Below are 22,881 nucleotides of genomic sequence, written 5' to 3'. Positions count from 1 at the left end.
CTTTATTTTACCGCTAATTGGCAGGGAATGCGAGCAGCCTGCTAGATCATCCAGTTCTGCCACTCCTGCTGCAGATGCTCCTGCTGGTTCATCCATTCCTTGGTCCGCTTCAGCAGCTGCTCCTGCGCAGGCCCGGACGAGAAGGTGTGATCCGCCTGGAAAATAATCTCCTTATCGCAGCGCCCCTCCGGACGGGTCCAGAACAGCTTCTGGTACAGGAAAGCATAGTCTACAGGAATGATCTCATCCGAGGTTCCGTGGATAACCAGCACATCCCCGCTGAATTTACCTGCCTCCTGGAACGGCTGGAACGCGGCCAGGGAGTTGAAGTAGACCGGGGTAAACGAATAACCCGCATAATCGGCAGAGCCTTCCTTGACAGAGCGGTCATAGGCATCCCTGCCAACGATCTTCACAATATCATTGAACGGATAACCGACAGCTGCCCACAGCACCAGATTCTTTACCCGGCGGTCACGTACAGCCGTCAGCAGCGCTACTGCCCCTCCCAGGCTATGACCGATCAGCGTGACGCGCTGCGGATCAATATCTGCGGAGCCGATTCCGTAATCCAGCACCGCCCGGGTCTGGGCAATCAGCGACTCCATGTCCTGGCTGCCATAGTCCCCGCTGCTCTCGCCGCAGCCTGCATAGTCAAAGCGGATAACCATATATCCGTCCCGGGCCAGCTCACGCGCAGCCTTAACAAAGATCCGGTCAACACCGATCCGGTTGCCTACAAACCCGTGGCAGATAACCGCCAGCGGCGCCCGGTCCTTGCAGCGGCCGGTAGCTCCCTTTTCCCGTGATGGATAATGTATGCTCGCTGTAAGCTCTTCCTGTTCATACCGGATTACAATATTCCGCTCCATTGCTGCATCCTCCTCTTAAAGTAAAGCCAACTCAATGTTATATTATTCCGATTAACTTAGTATGATTAATATCTTTATTATACTTTCCGCTATTCTTTTGTCAACAGTATTACACTAATGCAGCCTTCAGACAAGCATACATTCAGTGAAGTATGAGCTGCAAGGCGAGCACAAGTAGAAACGGATACTGTCCCAATCAGGACGGTACCCGTTTCTGCGAGAAAGATAAGGATAAAGGATAGGGTAAAACACATCCTTCTTATCTTAAAAAAACCTCTTCCGCTCGATCCGAGCACAAGAGGCTGAAGCATTACGTGGCTATACTCAGTCGTAGCTGTTGTGAAACATATCGTGGGTTTCCTGCCGTCCTTCCCAATCCTCAAAGCCTGTTACCGCGTCCTGACCTGCAGCATCCCACAGACTGTAGCCGTCAGAGGCTCCCCAATCGCCGACTCCGCTGTTCTCTGCAGGCGCGAAGCCGTCACCGATAAATGCTCCTGCCTGTTTCTTTCCGTCAAATCCCATACCACCTGCCCCTTTCTATTCCGCTTGTTTGTGAAGCTAATCACAAGATTAGTGTTCACTCTTCCAAAACAGATTATTCATAACAGGCAGAGGGTTGTCCTTGCACACAGCAGCCGGGCAAACGTATACTCTAGGTTGAAGGCTTTTTTTGCTTACCCACTACCCTGGAGGTTTATAATTCGGCTATGAAAGTTAAAGCTATGATGAAGGAAAATAATGCCTTACGCGAGCAGATGACACCGTTTAACCGTTCTTATTTTGAGGATATGATTCTGGCTATGCGCGACAGCCGCGTGGAGCGGATCCGGGCGGAGGAGCTCCTGCTCGAGGCAGCCCGGCAGCTGCTGCAGGCCCAGAGCAAAGGCAGAAATGCCAAACAGCTCTTCGGCGAGAACCCGGAGGATTACTTCCAGGACATTATGGGCAGCGTTCCGGCGCGGCCTGAGCGCAGTAAATGGAACTATTACCTGATGATTACCTGGACTGCGCTGACTCTGATGTTCTCCGTGCTGGCCATCGGCGGGCTTATTGTGCAATGGAGCGGCAGCTCTGCAGATCTGTTCAGCAAGGTCAGTGTATTCACACTGATTGTAGTGGGGCTTGGTTCCATTGTACTGATGGAGCTGCTGATGCGCTGGATGACCTCTTTGTCTGATAATGATGCACCAAAGCCCGCCAGCTTTAATATCAGGGCGCTCGGCATTTATATCGCTGTTGCCGTTGCTGTCATTTTTGTCGGGGTCTTCCTTGATAACCTGTTCCCGGTCATCACCATCTCACCTTGGGTTAGCCTGGCTCTGGGCGCAGCCGGAGGACTTGGACTGAAGCTTATATTTTTCAGATCATAGCATTCTTATTCTTATTGCACTCCGACTATGACAGGGGGAACTTCCATGAAGAAGCATAGCATTCTACTGACAGCACTGGCTTTCCTTATCGGACTCCAGGGAGCTGCCTTATCCGCACAGGCTTCAGCTGCACCAGCCGCCGCTTCCAGTCCCGCAGCCACAGGTATCAGCCATGCCCAGGCGGTCTATCAGGCTGCCCTGCCGTTGTTGGGAGACTCCGCCAAGCTGCCTCAGGCCATCAAGTACCTGAACAGTAACATCTACGCGGTGACATCCTATCAGGCAACCGTGCTGACCCTGAAGCTGGAGAATGTGCACAAGGCCGGCCTGCAGGTCTGGGAGAGCAGATTTAACAACAGCGCTGTGCAGCGTAAGCTTGGTGCGATATACACTGCCGGCGCCAGTATGGCTAAGCTTGCTGAAAGCACGAATGACAGTACGCTGCGCGCCCTGCTCAAAAGTGCCGGGGAGAGCGGGTATAAGCTGGAGACGGCAGAGGGCACTTTTTTTCCGGTGATTGATTATGCCGCCTACCGCAAATATAAGCTATACGTGACCAGCGATATCCGGGATTACATTACGATTATGGCTGTAGAATCCGATCTGCCCTCCTCCAAGGATAACGGGCTGGTTATCGGCTGGTCTGAAGTCGCCGCGCGGGCGCTGAGCCAGGAGCAGTTCATCCGCAGCCATCCCAAGTCGAACCGCACGGCCACAGTCAGACAGCTGTATACAATGTACGAAACCGACACCTTCTACGGCCAGAATAATACGCCGCTCTTCCATTACGACAATAAAGAGATGGATCTGGAGGCCCAGAAGGCATACAGCAGCATACTGACCCGGAATACCGGCAGCAGCGCTTTTTTGGAGAAGCTGGAAGGCTTCATGAAGCTGCTGAAGGAGAACGGCTACAAGCTGGATGAGGCTGTCGAGAACTACCGGAATGCGGAGGTTCCGGCAGGTTAACTTTGAACTTTGGTAGACTTTTAGAATTCCCGGCCCTTACGGGGGCTAAAAAAGGCCCGCCAGCGGAGAACTCTCCGCAGGCGGGCCTTTAAGCTGTTTCTTTGGGTGCATAACATTCGTTGGGTGCATAACATACACGCGGTTCTAGTTACTATACCGTTAACTGCACTTTATACAATTAGAATGCCTCTTTTTCCTCACATCAGCACTTTAACTGCATTTCGTGCATCTAAAATCCCTTAAAAGAGCAGAATTGGCTGATCCGGGCAGGTTTAGTTGCACAGACTACACTTATACAAGTCATCTGCCCGTTTCTGCTCCTTTTAAGTGTACAGAAGAGACAATTTCATAATTCAAAACCCTTGCTACGCCTGGTTTTTTTGAGCATAGAAAAAGGAGTACCTCCCCAAGTTCTCGAAGTTATAGGCGACCAAACCGACACCCGAGAACAAAAAAAGGAGGTAATCCCTATCTACTCTATTCGACAAGAAGAGCTGTTTTCCTTCGAGGAATTGCTCCAAATGCGCCCGGAAGATAAATATAGTCAAATCTTTGAACACTTAAACCTGGCTCCGGTCCTTCACGTACTCCGGAAAAAGAACCATCGTGGACGGCCACAGGAGCTAAACCTCCCTGCCATGATCTACTCGCTGCTCATCTCAAAAATGGAGGGCATTGAGTTTGTTTCTTCTCTGGTTAGACGCCTTAAGCACAGCGAGGAATTTCGGGCGCAGTGCCGGTTTACCGGCTCGAACCCTATTCCGAGCAAGGCTTCATACTCCCGTCTAATTTCTGCGCTTGAGCAAACGGGAATGCTTGAGCAACTGCAGGATAGCTTGGTGCTGTCTGCCATGGAAGAAGGCTTTATTACGGGCACGCACCTTGCCGTTGATTCCTCCATTGTTGAGGCTTGGGATTGCCAATTCAGTGAATCTGCGTCGAAACGCCGAGCGGCCCGCCGTACCAAAAAGCCAAGTGAAACGCCAGAAATTCAGCAACTGGAGTTCGAGAATGTCGAGCCAGAGCCTCAGCCAGCGAACGAACCGCTTAAAAAACCAGTCTACCGACGTGGGCGGGCTTCTGCGGAAGAAAAAGAGCGCCGGCGTCTAGAACGGGAAGCTTATGAAAAGACTCTAGCACCCTTTGAGAAAACGATTGAAGCGATGCTGCCTTACACCTATGACGAGCTCCTGAACACGATCCCCCGGCACGCTGCACGCTTTGACAAGAAAAATACGAAGGGCAGACTCACCAGTTATTACGGATTTAAGGCGAACGTACTGGTCGATGCGGATTCTCAGTATGTGCTAAGCGGTGTTTTTAGTTCGGCGAATCTGAATGACCAGCGGATGGCCGTCCTGCTTCTAAAGGGGCTACACCTGAAGTTTCCTGGGCTGAAGGTGAAGCATGTCTTGGGCGACAAAGGGTATGACAGTTCGGCCATTTACCAGTTGATTCATTCCTTAGGCGCTTTTCCTATTATTAAAATGATTCACCACAAAAAACCGCCCGAGGGGATGAACCAGGATTACACCCCTGTGTGCTCGCAGGGACACGCCTACCGTTACGACAGTTTCGATACCAAATACGAAACGCTGCGTTACACCAGGCCCAACCATTGCAAAGACTGTCCGTTTTCTGCATCCGGCTGCCAAAAAGTGTTTAAGATTCGAATCCAAACCGATTTGCGGAAGCACGCTTACCCAGCAAGAGGGAGCGAGAGCTTTAGGCAACTGTATAACAAACGAACGGCTGTAGAACGTGTTTTTGCCTACCTCAAAGAGTATTTTGGGATGAAGCGCACACGTCACCGCGGCGTCCGGGCAAGTGTCGATTTCCAGCTCAGCACATTGGCCTACAATTTGAGTAAGTTTGCGCTAGACAAGTTGAACAAGCAGTTGAGTAACTCCCAGCAAGTGGCCTAACTTTTTTAAAAAACAAACTCAGATTTTGGCCCAGTCTTGCTATCCAGCAAACTGAATTATGAAATTGACTCCAGAATACAGTTAAATGCTAGATCAGCATATTGAACAGATTCGGTTCCTTGTTGATCTCGGTGTAATCGACGCCCTTCTGCTTCATCCGCTCGACCAGCGGATCATAATCCTCCCGCTGGAACAGCTCAATGCCGACTAGCGCCGGGCCGTTCTCCTTATCATTCTTCTTGGTATATTCGAAGCGGGTGATATCATCATCCGGACCGAGCACCTCAGCCAGGAATTCCTTCAGTGCACCGGCGCGCTGCGGGAAGTTGATCATGAAGTAATGCTTGAGCCCTTCATAGATCAGCGACCGCTCCTTAATCTCTTGCATCCGGTCGATATCGTTGTTGCCGCCGCTGACAATACATACAACTGTCTTACCCCGGATCTGATCACGGTACATGTCGAGCGCTGCAATCGGCAGCGAGCCGGCCGGTTCAACCACAATGGCGTTCTCGTTGTACAATGCAAGGATGGTCGTGCACGCCTTACCCTCCGGCACCTTGACTACATCATCCAGCTGACGGGCGCAGATATCGTAGGTCAGGCCGCCGACACGCTTGACGGCTGCGCCGTCCACAAATTTATTAATCTCCTTGAGGGTAACCACCTCACCGCGTTCCAGGGCCTCGCTCATGGAAGCTGCTCCGGAAGGCTCCACGCCGATAACCTTGGTTGCCGGGCTTACCGTTTTAACATAAGTGGCTACACCTGCAGCCAGACCGCCTCCGCCGATCGTGACAAACACGAAATCCGCCGGCTTGTCCAGGCTTTCCATAATCTCCATGGCAATCGTACCGTTTCCGGCAATAATCCGCGGCTCATCGAACGGATGAATCAGCGTCATACTATAGTCGATGCAGGCCTGCAGCGCTTCATCATAGGCATCATCAAAGGTATCCCCTTTGAGAATGACCTCAACAAATTCGCCGCCAAAGCGCCGGACCTGCTTAATTTTCTGATTCGGAGTCGTGCTTGGCATAAAGATTTTGCCTTTGATGCCCAGCGCTTTACACGAATAAGCTACACCCTGCGCATGATTCCCTGCGCTCGCACAGACGATACCCTTGGCCCGGTCCTCGGCGGACAGGCTGCGGATCATATTATAGGCCCCGCGAATCTTGAAGGAGCGGACAATCTGCAAATCCTCGCGTTTCAAATATACATTACAGCCATACTTGGCTGACAGCACCGCATCCAGCTGAAGCGGCGTACGGACGATTACTTCCCGCAGCACATGGTGTGCCCGTACAATATCTTCCATTCCTACGATCCGGTCTTCGCCGTCTCTCATCAAGTCCTCGCCTCACTGTCTCTATCTAAAATTTATGCTTCTTGTAACATACTCTTCCAAAGCCATTTTATCAAGTACTGTCATTCCCGGGCAATGGACAAAACACAGCTGCATGCAAAAAAACCAGCCTTGCGCCCCTGGGGCAAAACTGGTTTCAAAGATTGCCGGTTCTAGGCTTTAAACCGGGATACGGCCTGCTGCAGCTGTGCAGAGCTGTTCTTGATCGCTTCCATCTCGGCGACTATGCCGCCGGATTTGCCGATAATCTGCTCTGCCTGCACAGCAATACTGCCTGCTCCCGCTGCTCCTTCATTCGTTGCGCTGCTGGTCTCTCCGATTGCAGTCAGCATGCTCTGTATGGAGGCAAGCAGCTGTTCGGAGGTTGCGCTAAAATCGGTCACCAGCTCCTCAATATACCTGGCGTCTTCACTGTACCGCTGGCCGGTCTCTTCCATGGAATCGTAATCTCTGCGCACCTGTCCGTCCATGAAATGCAGCATGCTCTCCGCTCCCTCTATCAGCTTGGCCACAGCTCCCACTACTGATTCTGTAACACTCTGAATCTCTGAAGCAGTCTCACGCGAGGTGTCCGCCAGCTTACGGATTTCTTCAGCGACAACGGCGAATCCCCGGCCTGCATCTCCGGCTCTCGCCGCCTCAATCGAGGCATTCAGCGATAACAGGTTGGTCTGGGCAGCAATCTCCAGGATCCCTTCCGACAGGATCCGGATCTGCTGAATAGACCCGGACTGCCCGATCGCGCTGCGCAGCTTCTCCTCACCCTCGCCGTATATCCTGTCTGCCTGCATCCGTGAAGTCATAGCAGCCTGCTTCAGCCTGTCGGCACGTTCATTAATCCGGCCGGCCGCCCCGGCGCCTTCCCGGGCTTTGCGGGCAATCTCGTTCACCGCATGCCCGATTTCATTGGTGCTGGCGTTCATCTCCTGCATGGAGGCTGCGGTCTGCTGCATACCAGCGGACAACTCCTCGGTAATCGCCGAAATATCCGAAATGCTGCCGTCGAGCGCAAATATATTTTTCTCCGTATTATCAAGCGCATTGGAAATACTCGCGGAGCTCTGCTTAATATCCTGAATCAGCTTCTGCTGGGACGAGATCATCTCATTAAAGCCGTCCGCCAGCACACCAATCTCCCCTTTTGCCGAAACACTCGCCCGCACCGACATATCACCGGTCATCGCCGTCCTGAACGCCGCTGTTAGAACAGGAATCTGCTTAAGAATGCTATTGGACACAAAATAGAGCAGGACAGACATCACAGCAACCGCCGCAATCACTGAGAGGAAAAAGATCAGCTTGAACGTCTGCAGAACCTTTTCCGCATCCGCCCGGGGTACAATCAGCGCAACCGACCATTGGTTCTGAACAGCGGGAGCATAAGAGACATAGCTGTCCATCCCGTCCATCTCCGTTGTAATGACATTAGTGCCCCATTGAACCATTACGTCGCCGACCGTTCCCCAGTCCGGACCCAGATCACTCATCTTTTTCAGCAGAATATTGTCAGAATCCGGGTGATAGATGAACGTGCCTGTCTTATCAACCAGAATGGCATACCCGCTGTCGTTGTAATTAAAAGCGCTCAGCGCCTGCGTAATCTGCTCTGTCGATATATCCACCCCTGCAACCCCGATCAGCAGACCTGACTCATTCTGAATCGGCGCCGTTACACTTACAACCATTTTGCCGGAGCCTGCGTCAATATACGGATCGGTTACTGTTACGCGGTTGTTACGGGCAGTGGAGGTATACCAGCTGCGCTCCTTCATGTTAAAGTCTGCCGGGGGCTCAAATTCATCCTGTGTAATCAGCTTATTGACCTGATCCAGCCCGATATATACATTCAGTAGGTTCTGGTTACTGTCCTTAATCAGGTTAAGAGTCTCAATAAGCTCGGTATAGCCCCCGGTCGTTTTGGCGGTATCCGCAGATTTCACACCTTCAATAAAATCGCGGATATAACTGTTTGCATTCAGCAGCTTAACACTGTCCGAGGCCGGCTGAAGCAGATCATTAACCTTTACATTAATCCCCTCTTTCTCATACGCCAATGCGCTGCTCAAATCATCTACAATAATCTGTTTGGCATTACTATAGATAACTACGGCTACCGCAACAATAATAGCAACAACTGATACAATAACGGACAAAAAAAGCTTGCCCCGGATCCCCATATTCCGGACTGGTTTATTTTTTCTTAATGCCATAAGGCGCCCCCCACCTTTAATCAATATGAGCCGACAGTACTCTCTTCTGAACTAGTCCAGCTATTTTCGACTTATTTCTGCTTATTTCTGCAAAAAAACTCTTTATTCCTTTAACGTTTAACATTGAGCTGTGAAAATACTGTGTCTATGTCAGGTTTTTTCATGAAAACTCACACGTAAATAAACATTTTCGTATAAAAAAATGTTTTATAGCAGCGTATTTAAGGATAAGGCAGATGTCGCAGTTAAAATCATGTCAGGTTTAATATCAGAAGCACATAAGGCTATAGTACTGATGGGCATTTTGATTGATCTGATAGGGGAATGAAGAAGTATATAAAGGGGGTGCAGCTGCGGCAGTGGGCTAATTCAGAAGTTGTGCAAACGTTTTGCCGCAACCACGCAAAAAAATGGGTTGAACTCTATAGTTCCGTGTTATACCGTTTAGCTGAAGCTCAGCTGCCGCGGCTGTTCTATCCAGCTGGCTTCGGCGGCATGAGTATTGCTGCGCAAGGCTCCCATTGCCCGTCTGAAGCAGTACCGGTTATATTCATTTATAAGTTCATCGAGAACCATCGATTGATGGAGCACCGCGGGATGTCCAAGTTCAAGCTGCCGTTCCAGCTTGTTCAGCTTGTAACGGGCCTGTTCAATGCTTTGTTTGATACCTTCTAAATCATTCACCTTTATCCCTCCTTTTTATAGTATTGTAAAATAATATGCGTTTCTCTATAGGATTTTTTTTTTGGAAAATTATAAAAAATTCAGAACAAATAAAAAAAGACCAGCCGGCGGCTGGCCTTTAAAGAATGAGGTATTATGTACAGTTACGCGCAGCCGTGGATGTTGTTTGGAGTAATGATACTTGCTTGAGATATACCAGGAACAATTATTGCCAATAACAAACTACCTACTACTAACAACCCTGCTACCTTTTTCTTCATTTAGACCAAACTCCTTTTTCATCAAATTTTGGTATTGCTGCTGTATATCAAATGATGCGTATTCTCTAAAATGTTCAAACAATCGCACAAATGACAATAAACGGATCTCATTATTGATGAAATCAGACTTCTCTAATCCAGCGAGCAAATATCTGAAACCTGCCAAATGTCCTCTATTCCATAAATAGTAATAAGCTAACTGATAACAGCACTCTGTAGATTCTTCATCTATAATCTGAGGTGTATACATGCCCACAGACTCCGACTGAAGCGAAAGATAGGGGATGAGCCGGGGCTTAAATTTCTCCAAAATAACATCTATATTGTAGTTAAATCTATTTGCAGCCTTTGTAATATTCAGAATCCCTATCAGCATTTCTTCTTCATCCTGATCAATGAATTCTGCATATTCAGCAATGACATTATCATCGCCGATCATAAGCTTACATACGAAAATGTTAGCTTTGGCCCAACCTTCGAATAGTTTAACCCACCTCAGCGTTTCTTCGTCTCTTGCGCTCACCCAGCTTAAGTCCGCATATTTATAGGCGTATTCCAGCGCCTCTTCGTAAGCACCTCTGGCATCACAGACACCGCCTCGCAGCAGATTGGAAAAGGCCAGGTACACAAACAGCGGCCGCTTCAGCTTCTTATCATATCCTTCTCTCTTAACCCCCGGCTGAGAGGCTAATCTAAGCTGTATCTTAGCCTTGGTACCCAGTTCTGCTGCAATTACATCAACCTTATCCCAGCGTTGCAACGACTTGTATGTATTACCTAACTCCCTCAGGGCATCCAGCTGATCCAGTTCATCGAGCCTGTCCACAAAAGGTTCAAATTGAATCGCCGCCTGAAGATTATTCTCCTGATTATCACCCAGCCGGAGCATAAACAGCCGGTACTGGCAAAAGGCCAGACGTTCCGAATGCTGTCTACGTTCACTTGCGGCAACGCTCTCATAGAGAATAGCAGCAGCCTTAGACTTACCGGTATTGAAAAATTCTTCTGCAACCTCAAACAAAAGCGGTGAATAAGTCAGATTGTCCAATAAGAGCTGCACAGACTGGCGGATACAATTCAGGCAGTCCAGTTCCGCACACCGGAACAAAAACGGTCTGATTCTGCGCCAGTTCGGCACGGTTTCTACGATACACTCCTGAATGTAATGCTCGTAGTAATAACCTTCCGGCATACCCAGAACTCTGGTTATCCTGTCCAGCTGGTCAACCGCCAGTACCCGGCTCCCTTTCACTAAGGAGCTGACCGTCCCGGCATTCAGGCCTGCTCTTCTGCCTAACTGGCTGAGATTCAAGCCTTCCCGTTCAATAAATCCTTCCAGCTCGCTGCGAATCGTGGTTGTGTAGATCATCTAACCACCTCCTGAAGGAACCTCGGAAAAGCCGGCAATATCTGCAATAACCCAGCTGAAAACTGATAACTTTTTCTAATATATTACAAATATAGCCAACAATCCATTTTCGGTCAACCCTTTTTTTTCTTGATTTCCACATTTTTTTGCAGAAGATTATATAATGAAATTTTTGTGCTTTTTTCCGCCGTACAGCTGGTTTTTCATATTCCGGACATCCTTTTTCAATAGAAAAAGCCGCCGGAAATTTTTCCGGCAGCTTATCATTTGTATAGCCTTCTATTGTTGCTTCAGCATCCACTTTAACAACTCAGGCAGACTTGCCCATAGGCGGGAATGCATAATGACGTATTCAACCGCTTCGTTGGAATCCCCCATGCCGACAAAATCCGGAAGATTATGCGGCAGACGCTTCACGCCCAGCAAATAATCCGGCACATGCTTGTTCACGCCGCGCGCTACACGGTACAGCATTTTGAGCTGGGAAGTGATTCCGTTCTTTTTATATTCCAGGACAATCCGGTCGTAAGCAAACGCTGCAGCCGCATCATCCTCGCCATACTTCTTCAGGAACTGCTCTGCTTCCTTCAGCTGGTTGTTGTACAGATAGACAGCAGCCAGCAGATAACGGGCACCTGTATTATCATCCGGATTAAGCTCCAGAATGTGCTCCAGAATTCCTGCAGCTTCCTCCGCCTTGCCGCCGAACCAGCAGGACTCCGCATAACTCTTGCAGATCCGGATGTACGGCCGGGTTTCCGTCAGTCCCCAGAAATAACCTTTATTTTTGGCAAAAAAGGCTTCTCCCAGGTCCCGTTCACCGGCAGCAATACCTGCCTTCAGAAAAGCACGCGCCTCCTGCTCGTTTTCCGATTCCTCAGCAAGAATCAGATAGGCATCTGAGCTGTCAGGATAGATCTCCAGAGCTGCTTCCGCCAGCTGCAGCTTGCGCTTACCGGAGGTGGACTCCATCGCTTTATACAGGAGCTGCTGAGCCTTCTCTCTGGCAGTTCCGTTACCGCTTAGCACGGATAGTTCGTCAGAATCACCTTCCCTGCCGTACTCCTCAATATAATTAAGCATTTCCTTCACTTTGCGTGAAATGGTTCCCGTAGTAACCTCATATTTATCGGCCAGCCCGGCCTGGGAAAGGTTGAACCCGTATTCTTCTGACAAAATATACTCAATTGCCGCGCAGAATGAACCTGCCTTCTTCACTGCAGGCTTGGTCTGGCCGGAGAAACCGTTCCAGAGCACTACTGCTTCAAAAATCAGCTCACGCTCATACATGTCCCGCATGCTTTCGATCAGCTGCATGGCCAGCTGCTCATGGGCCGGATGCTCCCATCTCAGTTCCCGTGTCACCATTTTTTTCAGCTTGGTCAGCGTAAGCTTGCCCTCAGGCCGGACACCGGCATCAGCAGATGCAGCAGCTTGAGCTGCAACCGCAGCTGCCTCACGGGCAGCCGCCTCCTCAGTTGTAACGAGCCGCAGGATCGACTCTACCGCAGAGGTTTCCTTACCCAGGCAGCATTTCTTATATTTTTTCCCGCTTCCGCATGGGCACAAGTCATTTCTTCCAACCTTACTCAAAAGTGATTCCTCCTATACTTTGAAAAGCGATTTCAAATAACCCCACAAAGTGAGGCCTTTACATGGATGATGACTCAGATACTTTGCGGGGACCCCGAAAACTTATAAATTCTTTAAGATTAAAAAAGGCCTTTCCATGAAAGGAAAGACCCTTTATCTGTATATATCCGCACATTTTCCCCCGTACGAGTTGTATTATAGCACTTCTTCTATCACTTGTCAGTCCTTTTTTGGGACTTTTTACGAGAAAATTAGGAATAAAGTAGCTGTTTCTTACTTTTAGACCAGTGCTTTCATAGCAATATCACTGCGGTTTTGCTTGCCGGCAAACTGGATCTTCTCCGCACTGGCATAAGCTGCTGCACGCGCCCCGGCAATATCCGCTCCCAGGCCTACTACGCCAAGTACCCGGCCTCCGTTGGTAAGCCAGCTGCCGTCTTCACCCCGCGCCGTTCCCGCATGAAAGACCAGTCCGTCTCCCGTTTCATCCAGTCCTGTTATCGGCACATCCTTCGGATATTTCCCCGGATAACCCTCTGAAGCCAGCACTACACACACTGCTGCCTCATCGCTCCACTCAATAGAGGTATCTGCCAGTCTGCCTTCAGCTACAGCCAGGAAAATCTCCAGCAGATCGCTCTTCAGCCGCGGCAGTACGACCTGGGTCTCCGGATCGCCGAACCGGGCATTGAATTCGATCGTCTTGGGCTTGCCGTCCGGCGAGATCATCAGACCCGCAAACAGTACGCCGCTGAAGGAACGGCCTTCAGATACCATAGCTTTGGCTGTAGGCTCAATAATGGTCTTTACCGCCTCATGGATAATAGACTCGTCAATATGCGGCAGAGGGGAATAGGTGCCCATCCCGCCGGTATTAGGCCCCTTGTCTCCGTCGAATACCGGCTTGTGATCCTGCGCAGCCGCCATAGGGCGTACCGTCTCTCCGTCGACAAAAGCGAGAATTGACATCTCCTGCCCCGCCAGGAACTCCTCAATTACGACCTGGGCGCCGGCTTCACCGAACACCTTGGTGACCATGATGTCACGCAGCGCCAGCTCGGCTTCCTCTCGCGAATACGCAACCGTTACCCCTTTGCCTGCAGCCAGCCCATCAGCCTTAATTACAATCGGCAATCCCTGTCCGCGCAAATACGCAAGCGCCGCTTCATAATCGCTGAACTTCTCATAGGCTGCTGTCGGAATATTGTATTTATGCAGCAGGTCCTTCATAAAGGTTTTGCTGCCTTCGATTTCCGCCGCATTTTTACGCGGTCCGAATACCGGAATGTCCTGTGCTTCAAAAGCATCGACGATGCCTGCCGCCAGCGGATCATCGGGACCGATAACGACAAGGCCTACCTCTTTCTCCTTGGCGAACGCCGTCAGCTTATCGAACTCAAACACGCCGATCGGCACACATTCGGCCAGCTGGGCAATCCCGGCGTTGCCGGGTGCACAGTAGATTTTACCGGCTGACGGGCTTTGGGACAGCTTCCAGATAATCGCATGCTCCCGGCCCCCGCCGCCGACCACCAAAATATCCATTGAACTGAAATCCTCCCCGGGTAGTCTAGTGTTTGAAATGGCGGACGCCGGTGAAGACCATAGCGATTCCGTATTCATTGGCAACCTTTATTGATTCCTCGTCCTTAATAGAGCCGCCCGGCTGGATAACTGCGGTGATACCCGCCTTTGCCGCAAGTTCCAGCGTATCGCCCATCGGGAAGAACGCGTCAGATGCGAGAATAGCACCTTTGGCCTTGTCTGCCGCCTGCTCAATCGCAATCTTCGCGGCTCCGACACGGTTCATCTGGCCAGCGCCAACGCCCACAGTCATGTCATCCGCTGCCAGCACGATCGCATTGGACTTCACATGCTTAACGACTTTCCAGCCGAACAACAGCTGCTTCAACTCTTCCTCGGTAGGCTTGCGGTCGGTAACAACCTGCAGCTCATCCTCATTTACGGAGTGCACATCGCTCTCCTGCACAACCATGCCGCCCTCGATTGAAGTCACAACAAAGCTGCTCTTACGCGCCGCGCCGCTGCTCAGATTGCCGATTTTGAGCAGGCGGATATTCTTTTTCTGTGTCAGAATGTCCAGTGCTTCCTCCGTGAAGCCCGGAGCCAATACGATTTCCAGGAAGATATCCTTCAGCAGATTCGCGGTATCTGCATCAATAATCCGGTTAGCAGCGACAATTCCGCCAAAGATGGAGGTCGGATCGGCGTTGTACGCTTTTTGATAAGCTTCAAATACACTGGTCCCCACGCCTACTCCGCATGGATTCATGTGCTTAACAGCTACGACTGCAGGCTCTTCGAACTCCTTGACGATCTGCAGCGCCGCGTTGGCGTCGTTGATGTTGTTGTAGGACAATTCCTTGCCGTGCAGCTGCTCGGCTGCTGTCAGCGTATCCTGCGCCGCCAGCGGCTTGCGGTAAAATGCCGCCTTCTGGTGCGGATTCTCCCCGTAGCGGAGATCCTGGATTTTCTCGTAAGTAACAGTATAGCGCTCCGGCAGCGGTTCACCGGTCACATTGGCCAGATAATCGGCGATCAGGGCGTCGTAAGCCGCCGTATGGCGGAACACTTTTGCCGCAAGACGTTTGCGGGTCTCAAGGGTCGTATCTCCGCCTGCACGCACCTCTTCAAGCACATTGGTATAATCTGCAGCATCCACAACCACACTGACAAAAGCATGATTCTTCGCCGCAGAACGCAGCATCGTAGGTCCGCCGATATCGATGTTCTCGATCGCTTCCTCGTAGGACACATCCGGCTTGGCAATCGTCTCCGCGAAGGGATAAAGATTCACCACCACCAGATCGATGTAGCCCAGACCCAGCTCAGTCATCTGACGCGTATGCTCCTCATTATCACGAACGGCCAGCAGGCCGCTATGTACCGCAGGATGCAGGGTTTTGACACGTCCGTCCATAATTTCCGGGAAGCCCGTCACATCAGAGATGCCGATAACCGGTACGCCTTCTTTAGCCAAAAGTGTGCTAGTGCCGCCTGTGGAGATAATTTCTACACCCAATGCAGACAACTCGCGGCAAAAATCCACGATGCCCTGTTTGTCCGATACGCTGACCAGCGCTCTTTTGATACTCACTTGAAAAGTCCCCCTCCGGATGATGCAAGATTAGTGTTGTTTATTAAAGCCTGCCGTCGAACTTCGCTATGAATGGTTATAATCCTGTCATTTTGCGCATGCCGCAGCTTAAATAGCCCGGTACAGCTGCCGCCAAACGACACTTTATAGACTTTGTGCAATATTTCCCGAGAAATATCAGAATCCGCGGATGATGTAAATTGTCGTTAACAAATTTTGCTCTGCCACCTAAAATAAAACTACTCGTGAACAATGACATGTCTGCCGTTCAGCTCCACTTTTCCGGCTGCAAAAGCACGGACAACCTCCGGATACAGCGCATATTCAACTTCGTGAATCCGCTGTGCCAGCGAATCTGCTGTATCCCCTGCTTCCACTGTAACGCTGCGCTGGGCAATGACCGGTCCGGTATCCATGCCCCCATCGACAAAATGCACCGTCACTCCGGTCAGCTTCACACCGTAACCGATGGCCTGCCCGATAGCATCCTTCCCGGCAAAAGCAGGCAGCAGCGAAGGATGGATGTTGATAATCCTTCCGTCAAAAGGCTCCAGCAGCACCGGACTGATCAGCCGCATGTAACCGGCGAGTACGATCAGACCGATGTCCCTGCGCTTCAACTCGGCAACAATCTCCGCCTCATACAGCTCGCGGCTGGCAAAATCCTTTGGCCGCAGCAGGAGAGCGGGCACGCCCGCTGCCTCCGCCCGCTGCGCTACAGGTGCTTCCGGCCGGTCGGAAACCAGCAGCTCAATGCTTCCCTCACCAAGCTGCCCGGCTCTCTGCGCCTCAATGAGTGCGGCAAAATTGCTGCCCTGCCCGGAGGCAAATACAGCGATCCGGCTCCTGCTCATCACACCTCAGCTCCTGTAAAGGTAACGATGCGCTCCCCTTCAGTCACTGTGCCGATCAGATAAGCCTCTTCCCCGCTGGCTTTCAACAGCTCCAGCGCACGCTCTCCGTCTGCAGCAGACACAACCAGCACCAGACCGATGCCCATGTTGAAGGTAGTGAACATATCACGGTTTGTTACACTGCCCTTGTCCTGCATCAGGCCGAAGACTGGCTGGATCGGCCAGGAGCCGTAGTTAATTTCAACATTCACATTATCCGGCAGCATCCGCGGAATATTCTCGATAAAGCCTCCGCCAGTAATATGCGCCATGCCTTTAACGGTCAGCTGCTCCAGCAGGGCCAGCAGCGGTTTTACGTAGATTTTGGTCGGAGCCAGCAGCACGTCCACCAGCGGAGCGCCCAGCTCAGGAACAACATCGTTCAGCTCATACCCCGCCTGCTCCAGCAAAAGCTTGCGCACCAGCGAGAAGCCGTTGCTGTGGATACCGCTGGAGGCAAGGCCGATCACTGTGTCGCCAGGTGCAATATCCGCACCAGTCACGAGCTTAGCCTTATCGGCCACACCCACTGTAAAGCCGGCAATATCATATTCGCCGGCAGCGTACATGCCCGGCATTTCAGCCGTTTCGCCGCCGATCAGCGCGCAGCCTGCCTGATGGCAGCCTTCCGCGATTCCGGATACGATGGCTTCGATTTTCTCCGGTACCACTTTATCGCATGCGAGGTAGTCGAGGAAGAACAGCGGCTCTGCGCCCTGTACCACGATGTCGTTCACACACATCGCAACCGCATCGATGCCAATCGTGTCGTGGCGGTCCGCCGCGAATGCGAGCTTGAGCTTCGTGCCTACGCCGTCCGTACCGGATACAAGCACAGGCTCATCGTATTTATCTTTGTTGAGACCAAACAATGCGCCAAATCCGCCAAGCTCTGTCATGACCTCCGGACGGTAAGTGCGCTTCACATGCTTTTTCATGCGTTCTACCGCTTCATTACCGGCTGCAATATCCACTCCGGCGTTTTTATAAGCTTCCGACACTTTTGGACACCTCATTTAAATTAGTTTAGAGCGCTGGTTCGGGGCGGCCTGGTTTAGGCATGTGGTCATAGTCGTCATTACGAGGAATGTTTGGACTTCCGGTCGCTGTTATATTTGGATTTCCTGATTTAAACCGCTGGCCGCGGTAGAAATCCAAATATAGCTTATGCTTCCGATGCGAGCTTTCCTGCGGAAAGCTTTCAGGCGAACGCTACGCTCCTACAGTTCCAAACTTCCCCTCCATGACTCAGACCACCCGGTAAACCCGGCCGCAAGCCGAAGTCTGCGCCTTGCACAGGGGCACTGGCTCGGCGCTCTTGGCGAAGCCAAGCGCCTCGCTTAGCGAGAGCCATCCCGCTTTTGCGGAGCAAACAGGCGGGGGCGTGAGCCTCGGGCGCGAGGCGAAGCCGCGCGCACCCTTAAGGCGAGAGCCGCCCCGCTTTTGCGGAGCAAACAGGCGGGGGCGTGAGCCTCGGGCGCGAGGCGAAGCCGCGCGCACCCTTAAGGCGAGAGCCATCCCGCTTTTGCGGAGCAAACAGGCGGGGGCGTGAGCCTCGGGCGCGAGGCGAAGCCGCGCCCCCAAAGAGCAAGTAAACCCTCGCTTTTGCGGAGCAAACAGCCGGGGTTACGAGCCAATGGCCCGGCGGGGCCGCAGGCCGCCAGGGCGCGCAGCGCCGTAGAGCGTGTCCGCAGGACAAAGCGGGCACCCGCACCCACGCCATCTTAGCAAGTTTAGAGCAAACTCCTACCACCGAGCTTTCGGGTGGCCGGAGGGCCGAGCCCTCCGGAATCCCCCTTTGCAAGGGGGACTTAGGGGGATGGACACCACGACTTAGGGGGATGAGCTACGTTAGCAGCTACACCCGTCTTTCTCTTCCCCGCCGAAATCCACCTGCGTCGGGTAATCATTATCGAAGCAGGAGAGGCACAGGCCTCCCTTATATTCATTGCTGCTGTAGCCGCCGATGGACTGGATCAGTCCTTCCGGCGAAAGGAATGCCAGGGAATCGGCGTTGATCTCCTCGCACATTTCCTGAATTGTCTTGTACGAGGCGATCAGCTCGCGGCGGTCCGGGGTATCAATCCCGTAGAAGCACGGGTTCTTGAACGGCGGCGAAGTAATCCGCACGTGTACCTCAAGCGCACCGGCTTCGCGCAGCAGATTGACAATCCGGCGCGAGGTAGTGCCGCGCACGATCGAGTCGTCGATCATGACAACGCGCTGGCCCTCGACGACGCGGCGCACAGCGCTCAGCTTCATCTTCACGCCCTGCTCGCGCAGCTCCTGGCTCGGCTGAATGAAGGTCCGGCCGGTGTACTTGTTCTTGATCAGTCCAAGCTCATACGGGATACCCGTCTGTTCGGCATAGCCGATAGCTGCCGAGATACTGGAATCTGGTACGCCGGTAACGATATCGGCATCTACGAACGATTCCAGCGCCATCCGGCTGCCCATCCGCTTGCGGGCGGAATGGAGGTTGGAGCCGTTCAGGTCACTGTCCGGACGGGCGAAATAGATATACTCCATTGCGCATAGCGCTTTGCGTTTCGGTTCAGTGAATCTGTCTTCCAGGAAGCCGTTCTTGTCCAGCACCAGCAGCTCACCCGGCTCGATGTCGCGGACCAGGGTGGCGCCGATGACTTCAAGGGCACAGGACTCGGAAGCGAAGACATACGCTTCACCAAGCCGGCCCATCACCAGCGGGCGCAGCCCGTGCGGGTCAGAGGCTACGATCAGCTTGTCGTTGGTCATCAGCAGAAAAGCGAATCCGCCGACCAGCTGGCGGAGCGCATCCTTGGCCGCCTCGACAAAATCCTTCGGCGAACGCGCAATCAGATGCGCCAGCACCTCAGTGTCACTTGTCGTCTGGAAGATCGACCCGCTCATCTCAAGCGTCTTACGGATCAGCGGCTCGTTGACGATGTTGCCGTTAGTGGCGATCGCCAGATCGCCGTCACGGTACTTGAAGACCAGCGGCTGCGCGTTAGTCAGCCGGCTGTCTCCGCTGGTCGAATAACGTACATGTCCGATGGACATATCGCCGACCAGCGAAGCGATTTTGTCCTTGTCGAAGACTTCCTTAACCAGGCCCATGCCGCGGTGGTAGTTGAAGTCACGGCCGTCGGCCACGCAGATGCCCGCACTCTCTTCTCCCCGGTGCTGCAGGGCATGCAGCCCATAATAAGACATGGAAGCGGCTTCCGGGTGTCCGAAGACCCCGAAGACGCCGCATTCTTCTTTTAATGTATCAAAAATATCTCCCGAGCCCGTTCCTTCATTGTAAAAGTCGCCGGTCCACAGGATGGGGGTCTCCTGCTTGTTCCCGGTCTTTATTTCATAAGACATGGAATAGCATCCTCCCACACGGATTTAAGTTCGGATACAGCCTCATCAAGTGCGGATGCACCGTCAAGGGATACGCGCAGTCTGTCGCCGCCGACCGTACCGATGATTTCAACCGGTACGCCGTAAGCAGCAACAGCTGCTTTGAGCTCCTCTGCACGGTCAGGTGCCGAGGTCAGCACAATGCGGGACTGGGTTTCGCTGAACAGTGCCACATCATGGCGCAGTCCGCCAGCAGACAAGTCCACGTTCGCGCCGATGCCGCCGCTGATGCAGCTTTCTGCCAGTGCAGCAGCCAAGCCGCCTTCGGACAGGTCATGCGCCGAGCGGACCAGACCGCTGCGGATTGCTGACAGAACAGCATCCAGCAATTTCTGCTCTGTAGCCAGATCAAGCGCCGGCGGACGGCCTTCGGTCAAGCCGTGAACGGCATACTGGAACTCGCTGCCGCCAAGCTCAGCTTTTGTTACGCCGAGCAGCAGAATCGCATCGCCTTCTTGCTTGAAGGCTTGAGTTGTAATGTGATCTGTATCTTCAACCAGACCCACCATGCCGACAACCGGGGTCGGGTAGATGGCTCCGGAGGCATTTTCGTTGTAGAGACTGACGTTACCGCCGATAACTGGCGTATCCAGCACACGGCAGGCTTCAGCCATACCGTCAACCGCACGCTCCATCTGCCAAAAAATCTCTGGCTTTTCCGGGCTGCCAAAATTCAGATTGTCCGTAATTGCCAGCGGCTTTGCGCCGGAACAGACAATGTTACGGGCTGCTTCGCTTACCGCGATGCGTCCGCCCACTTCAGGATCGAGATAGACATAACGGCCGTTACAGTCTGTAGTCATGGCCAGGCCTTTGCGTGTACCTTGAATGGTAACTACTGCCGCATCGGAGCCCGGACGGACTGCAGTGCTGGTGCGAACCATGTAATCGTACTGGTTATACACCCAGGCTTTGCTTGCTACTGTTGGCGAACCCAATACCGTACGCAGAGCGCTGCCGAGATCGGTAACCTCTTCATAACGCAAAGTATCTACCTTTGCATTCTCTTCATAGTAAGCCGGAACTGTGGAAGGCTTCTTATAGATTGGACACTCGTCCACAAGCGCTGTTACAGGCATGTCGCCGACAACCTCACCGTGGTGGTACAGCTTCAGGCGTCCATCATCTGTTACCTTGCCCACTTTACGGCAGATCACGCCCCAACGGTCAAAAATCTCCTGAGCCTGCGCCTCATCCTTAGGCTCCACTACGAACAGCATCCGCTCCTGGGATTCGGACAGCATCATTTCATAAGGCGTCATGCCTTCTTCACGCTGCGGCACCTGATCCAGATACAGCTCCAGGCCGTTGCCCGCTTTGCTGGCCATTTCGGCACTGGAACAAGTGAGGCCTGCTGCGCCCATATCCTGAATACCGAGTACGATGCCGCTGTCGATCAGCTCGAGGCACGACTCCATAACCAGCTTTTCCATGAACGGATCGCCGACCTGTACCGCAGTCTTCTTGGCTTCGGACTCTTCGCTCAGCTCAACGGAAGCAAAGGTTGCGCCGTGAATACCGTCACGTCCGGTAGGAGGACCTACGTAGAACACCGGGTTGCCTACACCTTTAGCGACACCGCGCTGGATTTTGTCATGATCAATCAGTCCTACGCACATTGCGTTAACCAGCGGATTGCCGTCATAGCTGTTATCAAACATAATTTCGCCGCCGACGGTCGGAATCCCGATACAGTTACCGTAGCCTGCGATCCCGGACACGACATGCTCGAACAGATATTTTACCCGGTCACTCTCAAGCTTTCCGAAACGCAGGGAGTTGAGCAGCGCCACCGGTCTCGCCCCCATGGAGAAAATATCGCGGATAATCCCGCCCACCCCGGTCGCTGCGCCCTGATAAGGCTCAACTGCTGACGGATGGTTGTGGCTTTCGATTTTGAATACTACGGCCTGGTTGTCACCGATGTCTACAATCCCCGCGCCTTCGCCCGGTCCCATCAGGACACGCGGCCCGCTTGTAGGAAATCTCCCAAGCAGCGGCTTGGAGTTTTTGTAGGCACAGTGCTCGGACCACATTACGCTGAATACACCGATTTCGGTATAGTTAGGCTTGCGGCCCATAAAAGAGGTGATCAGCTCATATTCGCTGTCCGACACACCGAACTGGCTGTAGATTTTCTGCTCCGCAATCTGCTCTGCGGTCGGCTCCTTAGCGGATACTTGCTGCGTCATAACGTTCCCTCCATGTCTTGAGAATGGATGTAAACATCCGTTTGCCGTCTTCCGAACCAAGCAGGCTGTTCGCCGCACGTTCCGGGTGAGGCATCATGCCTACTACATTACCTGCCGCATTGCTGATTCCCGCAATATCGGCTACTGAGCCGTTCGGGTTGTCGCTGTATGTGAATACGATCTGATTATTAGCTTTGAGCGATGCCAAAGTCTCTTCATCACAGTAATAGTTGCCTTCGCCGTGTGCGATCGGAATGACAATCTCTTCATCCTTCGCATAGTCAACAGTAAACGGGGTTGTGTTATTAACGACCTTAAGCACCGTGTCATGACAGCGGAACTTCATCGACATGTTCCGGCGCAGCGCGCCCGGCAGGAGTCCCGCCTCGGTCAGAATCTGGAATCCGTTGCAGATGCCGAGCACGAATTTGCCCTGCTCCGCCGCCTTGGCCACTTCAGCCATGACCGGAGCGAACCGGGAAATCGCGCCGCAGCGCAGATAGTCACCATAAGAGAAGCCGCCCGGCACGAGAATGCAATCATACGCCGACAGGTCTGTCGCGGTATGCCATACATAATCTACTGGTTCGCCGAGACTGTCTTCTACCGCTTTGTAGCAGTCAATGTCGCAATTGGAGCCTGGAAAGACAAGTACCGCAAATTTCAT

The 22,881-nt window shown here is 52.4% G+C and carries 18 protein-coding genes; 3 read left to right on the top strand and 15 right to left on the bottom strand.

The window, feature by feature from the left end:
• Positions 1–41: 41 nt before the first annotated feature.
• Together NST84_RS03095 and NST84_RS03090 are read right to left on the bottom strand one after the other, a co-directional pair.
• Positions 42–872 carry an alpha/beta fold hydrolase gene (locus NST84_RS03095; protein WP_342564199.1) on the bottom strand — a complete coding sequence of 277 codons (831 nt, stop codon included), beginning with the start codon at positions 870–872 and terminating at the stop codon, positions 42–44.
• Positions 873–1,196: 324 nt separating this feature from the next.
• Complete coding sequence (locus NST84_RS03090) at positions 1,197–1,397, bottom strand: hypothetical protein (protein ID WP_342564198.1); 201 nt, start codon at positions 1,395–1,397, stop codon at positions 1,197–1,199.
• A 185-nt stretch (positions 1,398–1,582) separates the two neighbouring features.
• Here NST84_RS03090 and NST84_RS03085 point away from each other — a divergent pair, with 185 nt between their 5' ends.
• From NST84_RS03085 to NST84_RS03075, 3 genes are all read left to right on the top strand, one after another.
• The gene (locus NST84_RS03085; protein WP_342564197.1) at positions 1,583–2,245 is read left to right on the top strand and encodes a DUF1129 family protein; all 663 of its coding nucleotides are present in this window, start codon (positions 1,583–1,585) and stop codon (positions 2,243–2,245) included.
• A gap of 45 nt (positions 2,246–2,290) precedes the next feature.
• Entirely contained in the window at positions 2,291–3,214 is a 924-nt protein-coding gene (locus NST84_RS03080) for a hypothetical protein (RefSeq protein WP_342564196.1), read from the top strand.
• A gap of 380 nt (positions 3,215–3,594) precedes the next feature.
• Positions 3,595–5,139: a transposase gene (locus NST84_RS03075; protein ID WP_342564195.1), complete on the top strand. Its 1,545-nt coding sequence runs from the start codon at positions 3,595–3,597 to the stop codon at positions 5,137–5,139.
• An 88-nt stretch (positions 5,140–5,227) separates the two neighbouring features.
• Here NST84_RS03075 and ilvA read toward each other — a convergent pair whose 3' ends face one another.
• The 13 genes from ilvA to purQ all read right to left on the bottom strand — a co-directional run bounded on the left by ilvA (position 5,228) and on the right by purQ (position 22,881).
• Positions 5,228–6,490: a threonine ammonia-lyase IlvA gene (ilvA, locus tag NST84_RS03070; RefSeq protein WP_342564194.1), complete on the bottom strand. Its 1,263-nt coding sequence runs from the start codon at positions 6,488–6,490 to the stop codon at positions 5,228–5,230.
• Positions 6,491–6,660: 170 nt separating this feature from the next.
• Positions 6,661–8,718 (bottom strand): methyl-accepting chemotaxis protein, encoded by a 2,058-nt coding sequence (locus NST84_RS03065; RefSeq protein ID WP_342564193.1) that lies wholly within the window; start codon positions 8,716–8,718, stop codon positions 6,661–6,663.
• A 444-nt stretch (positions 8,719–9,162) separates the two neighbouring features.
• Positions 9,163–9,402 (bottom strand): aspartyl-phosphate phosphatase Spo0E family protein, encoded by a 240-nt coding sequence (locus NST84_RS03060; RefSeq protein WP_342564192.1) that lies wholly within the window; start codon positions 9,400–9,402, stop codon positions 9,163–9,165.
• A 222-nt stretch (positions 9,403–9,624) separates the two neighbouring features.
• Positions 9,625–10,974, bottom strand: coding sequence for a transcriptional regulator (locus NST84_RS03055; RefSeq protein WP_342564191.1), 1,350 nt, complete (start codon positions 10,972–10,974; stop codon positions 9,625–9,627).
• Positions 10,975–10,984: 10 nt separating this feature from the next.
• Positions 10,985–11,332, bottom strand: coding sequence for a hypothetical protein (locus NST84_RS03050; RefSeq protein WP_342564190.1), 348 nt, complete (start codon positions 11,330–11,332; stop codon positions 10,985–10,987).
• Positions 11,311–12,624 (bottom strand): SEC-C metal-binding domain-containing protein, encoded by a 1,314-nt coding sequence (locus tag NST84_RS03045; RefSeq protein WP_342564189.1) that lies wholly within the window; start codon positions 12,622–12,624, stop codon positions 11,311–11,313. The genes NST84_RS03050 and NST84_RS03045 overlap by 22 nt, the downstream gene beginning before the upstream one ends.
• A 279-nt stretch (positions 12,625–12,903) precedes the next feature.
• Positions 12,904–14,169, bottom strand: a complete 1,266-nt coding sequence (purD, locus tag NST84_RS03040) for a phosphoribosylamine--glycine ligase (RefSeq protein WP_342564188.1) — start codon at positions 14,167–14,169, stop codon at positions 12,904–12,906.
• A 25-nt stretch (positions 14,170–14,194) separates the two neighbouring features.
• Positions 14,195–15,742, bottom strand: a complete 1,548-nt coding sequence (gene purH, locus NST84_RS03035) for a bifunctional phosphoribosylaminoimidazolecarboxamide formyltransferase/IMP cyclohydrolase (protein ID WP_342564187.1) — start codon at positions 15,740–15,742, stop codon at positions 14,195–14,197.
• Positions 15,743–15,981: 239 nt separating this feature from the next.
• A complete protein-coding gene (gene purN / locus NST84_RS03030) occupies positions 15,982–16,596 on the bottom strand; it encodes a phosphoribosylglycinamide formyltransferase (RefSeq protein ID WP_342564186.1) in 615 nt (204 codons plus the stop codon).
• A complete protein-coding gene (gene purM / locus NST84_RS03025) occupies positions 16,596–17,636 on the bottom strand; it encodes a phosphoribosylformylglycinamidine cyclo-ligase (RefSeq protein WP_342564185.1) in 1,041 nt (346 codons plus the stop codon). Before purM ends, purN begins: the two co-directional genes overlap by 1 nt.
• A gap of 850 nt (positions 17,637–18,486) precedes the next feature.
• Positions 18,487–19,983: an amidophosphoribosyltransferase gene (purF, locus tag NST84_RS03020; RefSeq protein WP_342564184.1), complete on the bottom strand. Its 1,497-nt coding sequence runs from the start codon at positions 19,981–19,983 to the stop codon at positions 18,487–18,489.
• Positions 19,968–22,214, bottom strand: coding sequence for a phosphoribosylformylglycinamidine synthase subunit PurL (gene purL / locus NST84_RS03015; protein ID WP_342564183.1), 2,247 nt, complete (start codon positions 22,212–22,214; stop codon positions 19,968–19,970). The genes purF and purL overlap by 16 nt, the downstream gene beginning before the upstream one ends.
• Positions 22,192–22,881 (bottom strand): phosphoribosylformylglycinamidine synthase subunit PurQ, encoded by a 690-nt coding sequence (gene purQ, locus NST84_RS03010; RefSeq protein ID WP_342564182.1) that lies wholly within the window; start codon positions 22,879–22,881, stop codon positions 22,192–22,194. The genes purL and purQ overlap by 23 nt, the downstream gene beginning before the upstream one ends.

The organism is Paenibacillus sp. FSL R7-0345, assembly GCF_038595055.1.
Classification (GTDB): domain Bacteria; phylum Bacillota; class Bacilli; order Paenibacillales; family Paenibacillaceae; genus Paenibacillus_AQ.
The sequence above is the reverse complement of the archived record's forward strand: the minus strand, read 5'-3'. Positions and strand labels throughout refer to the sequence as shown.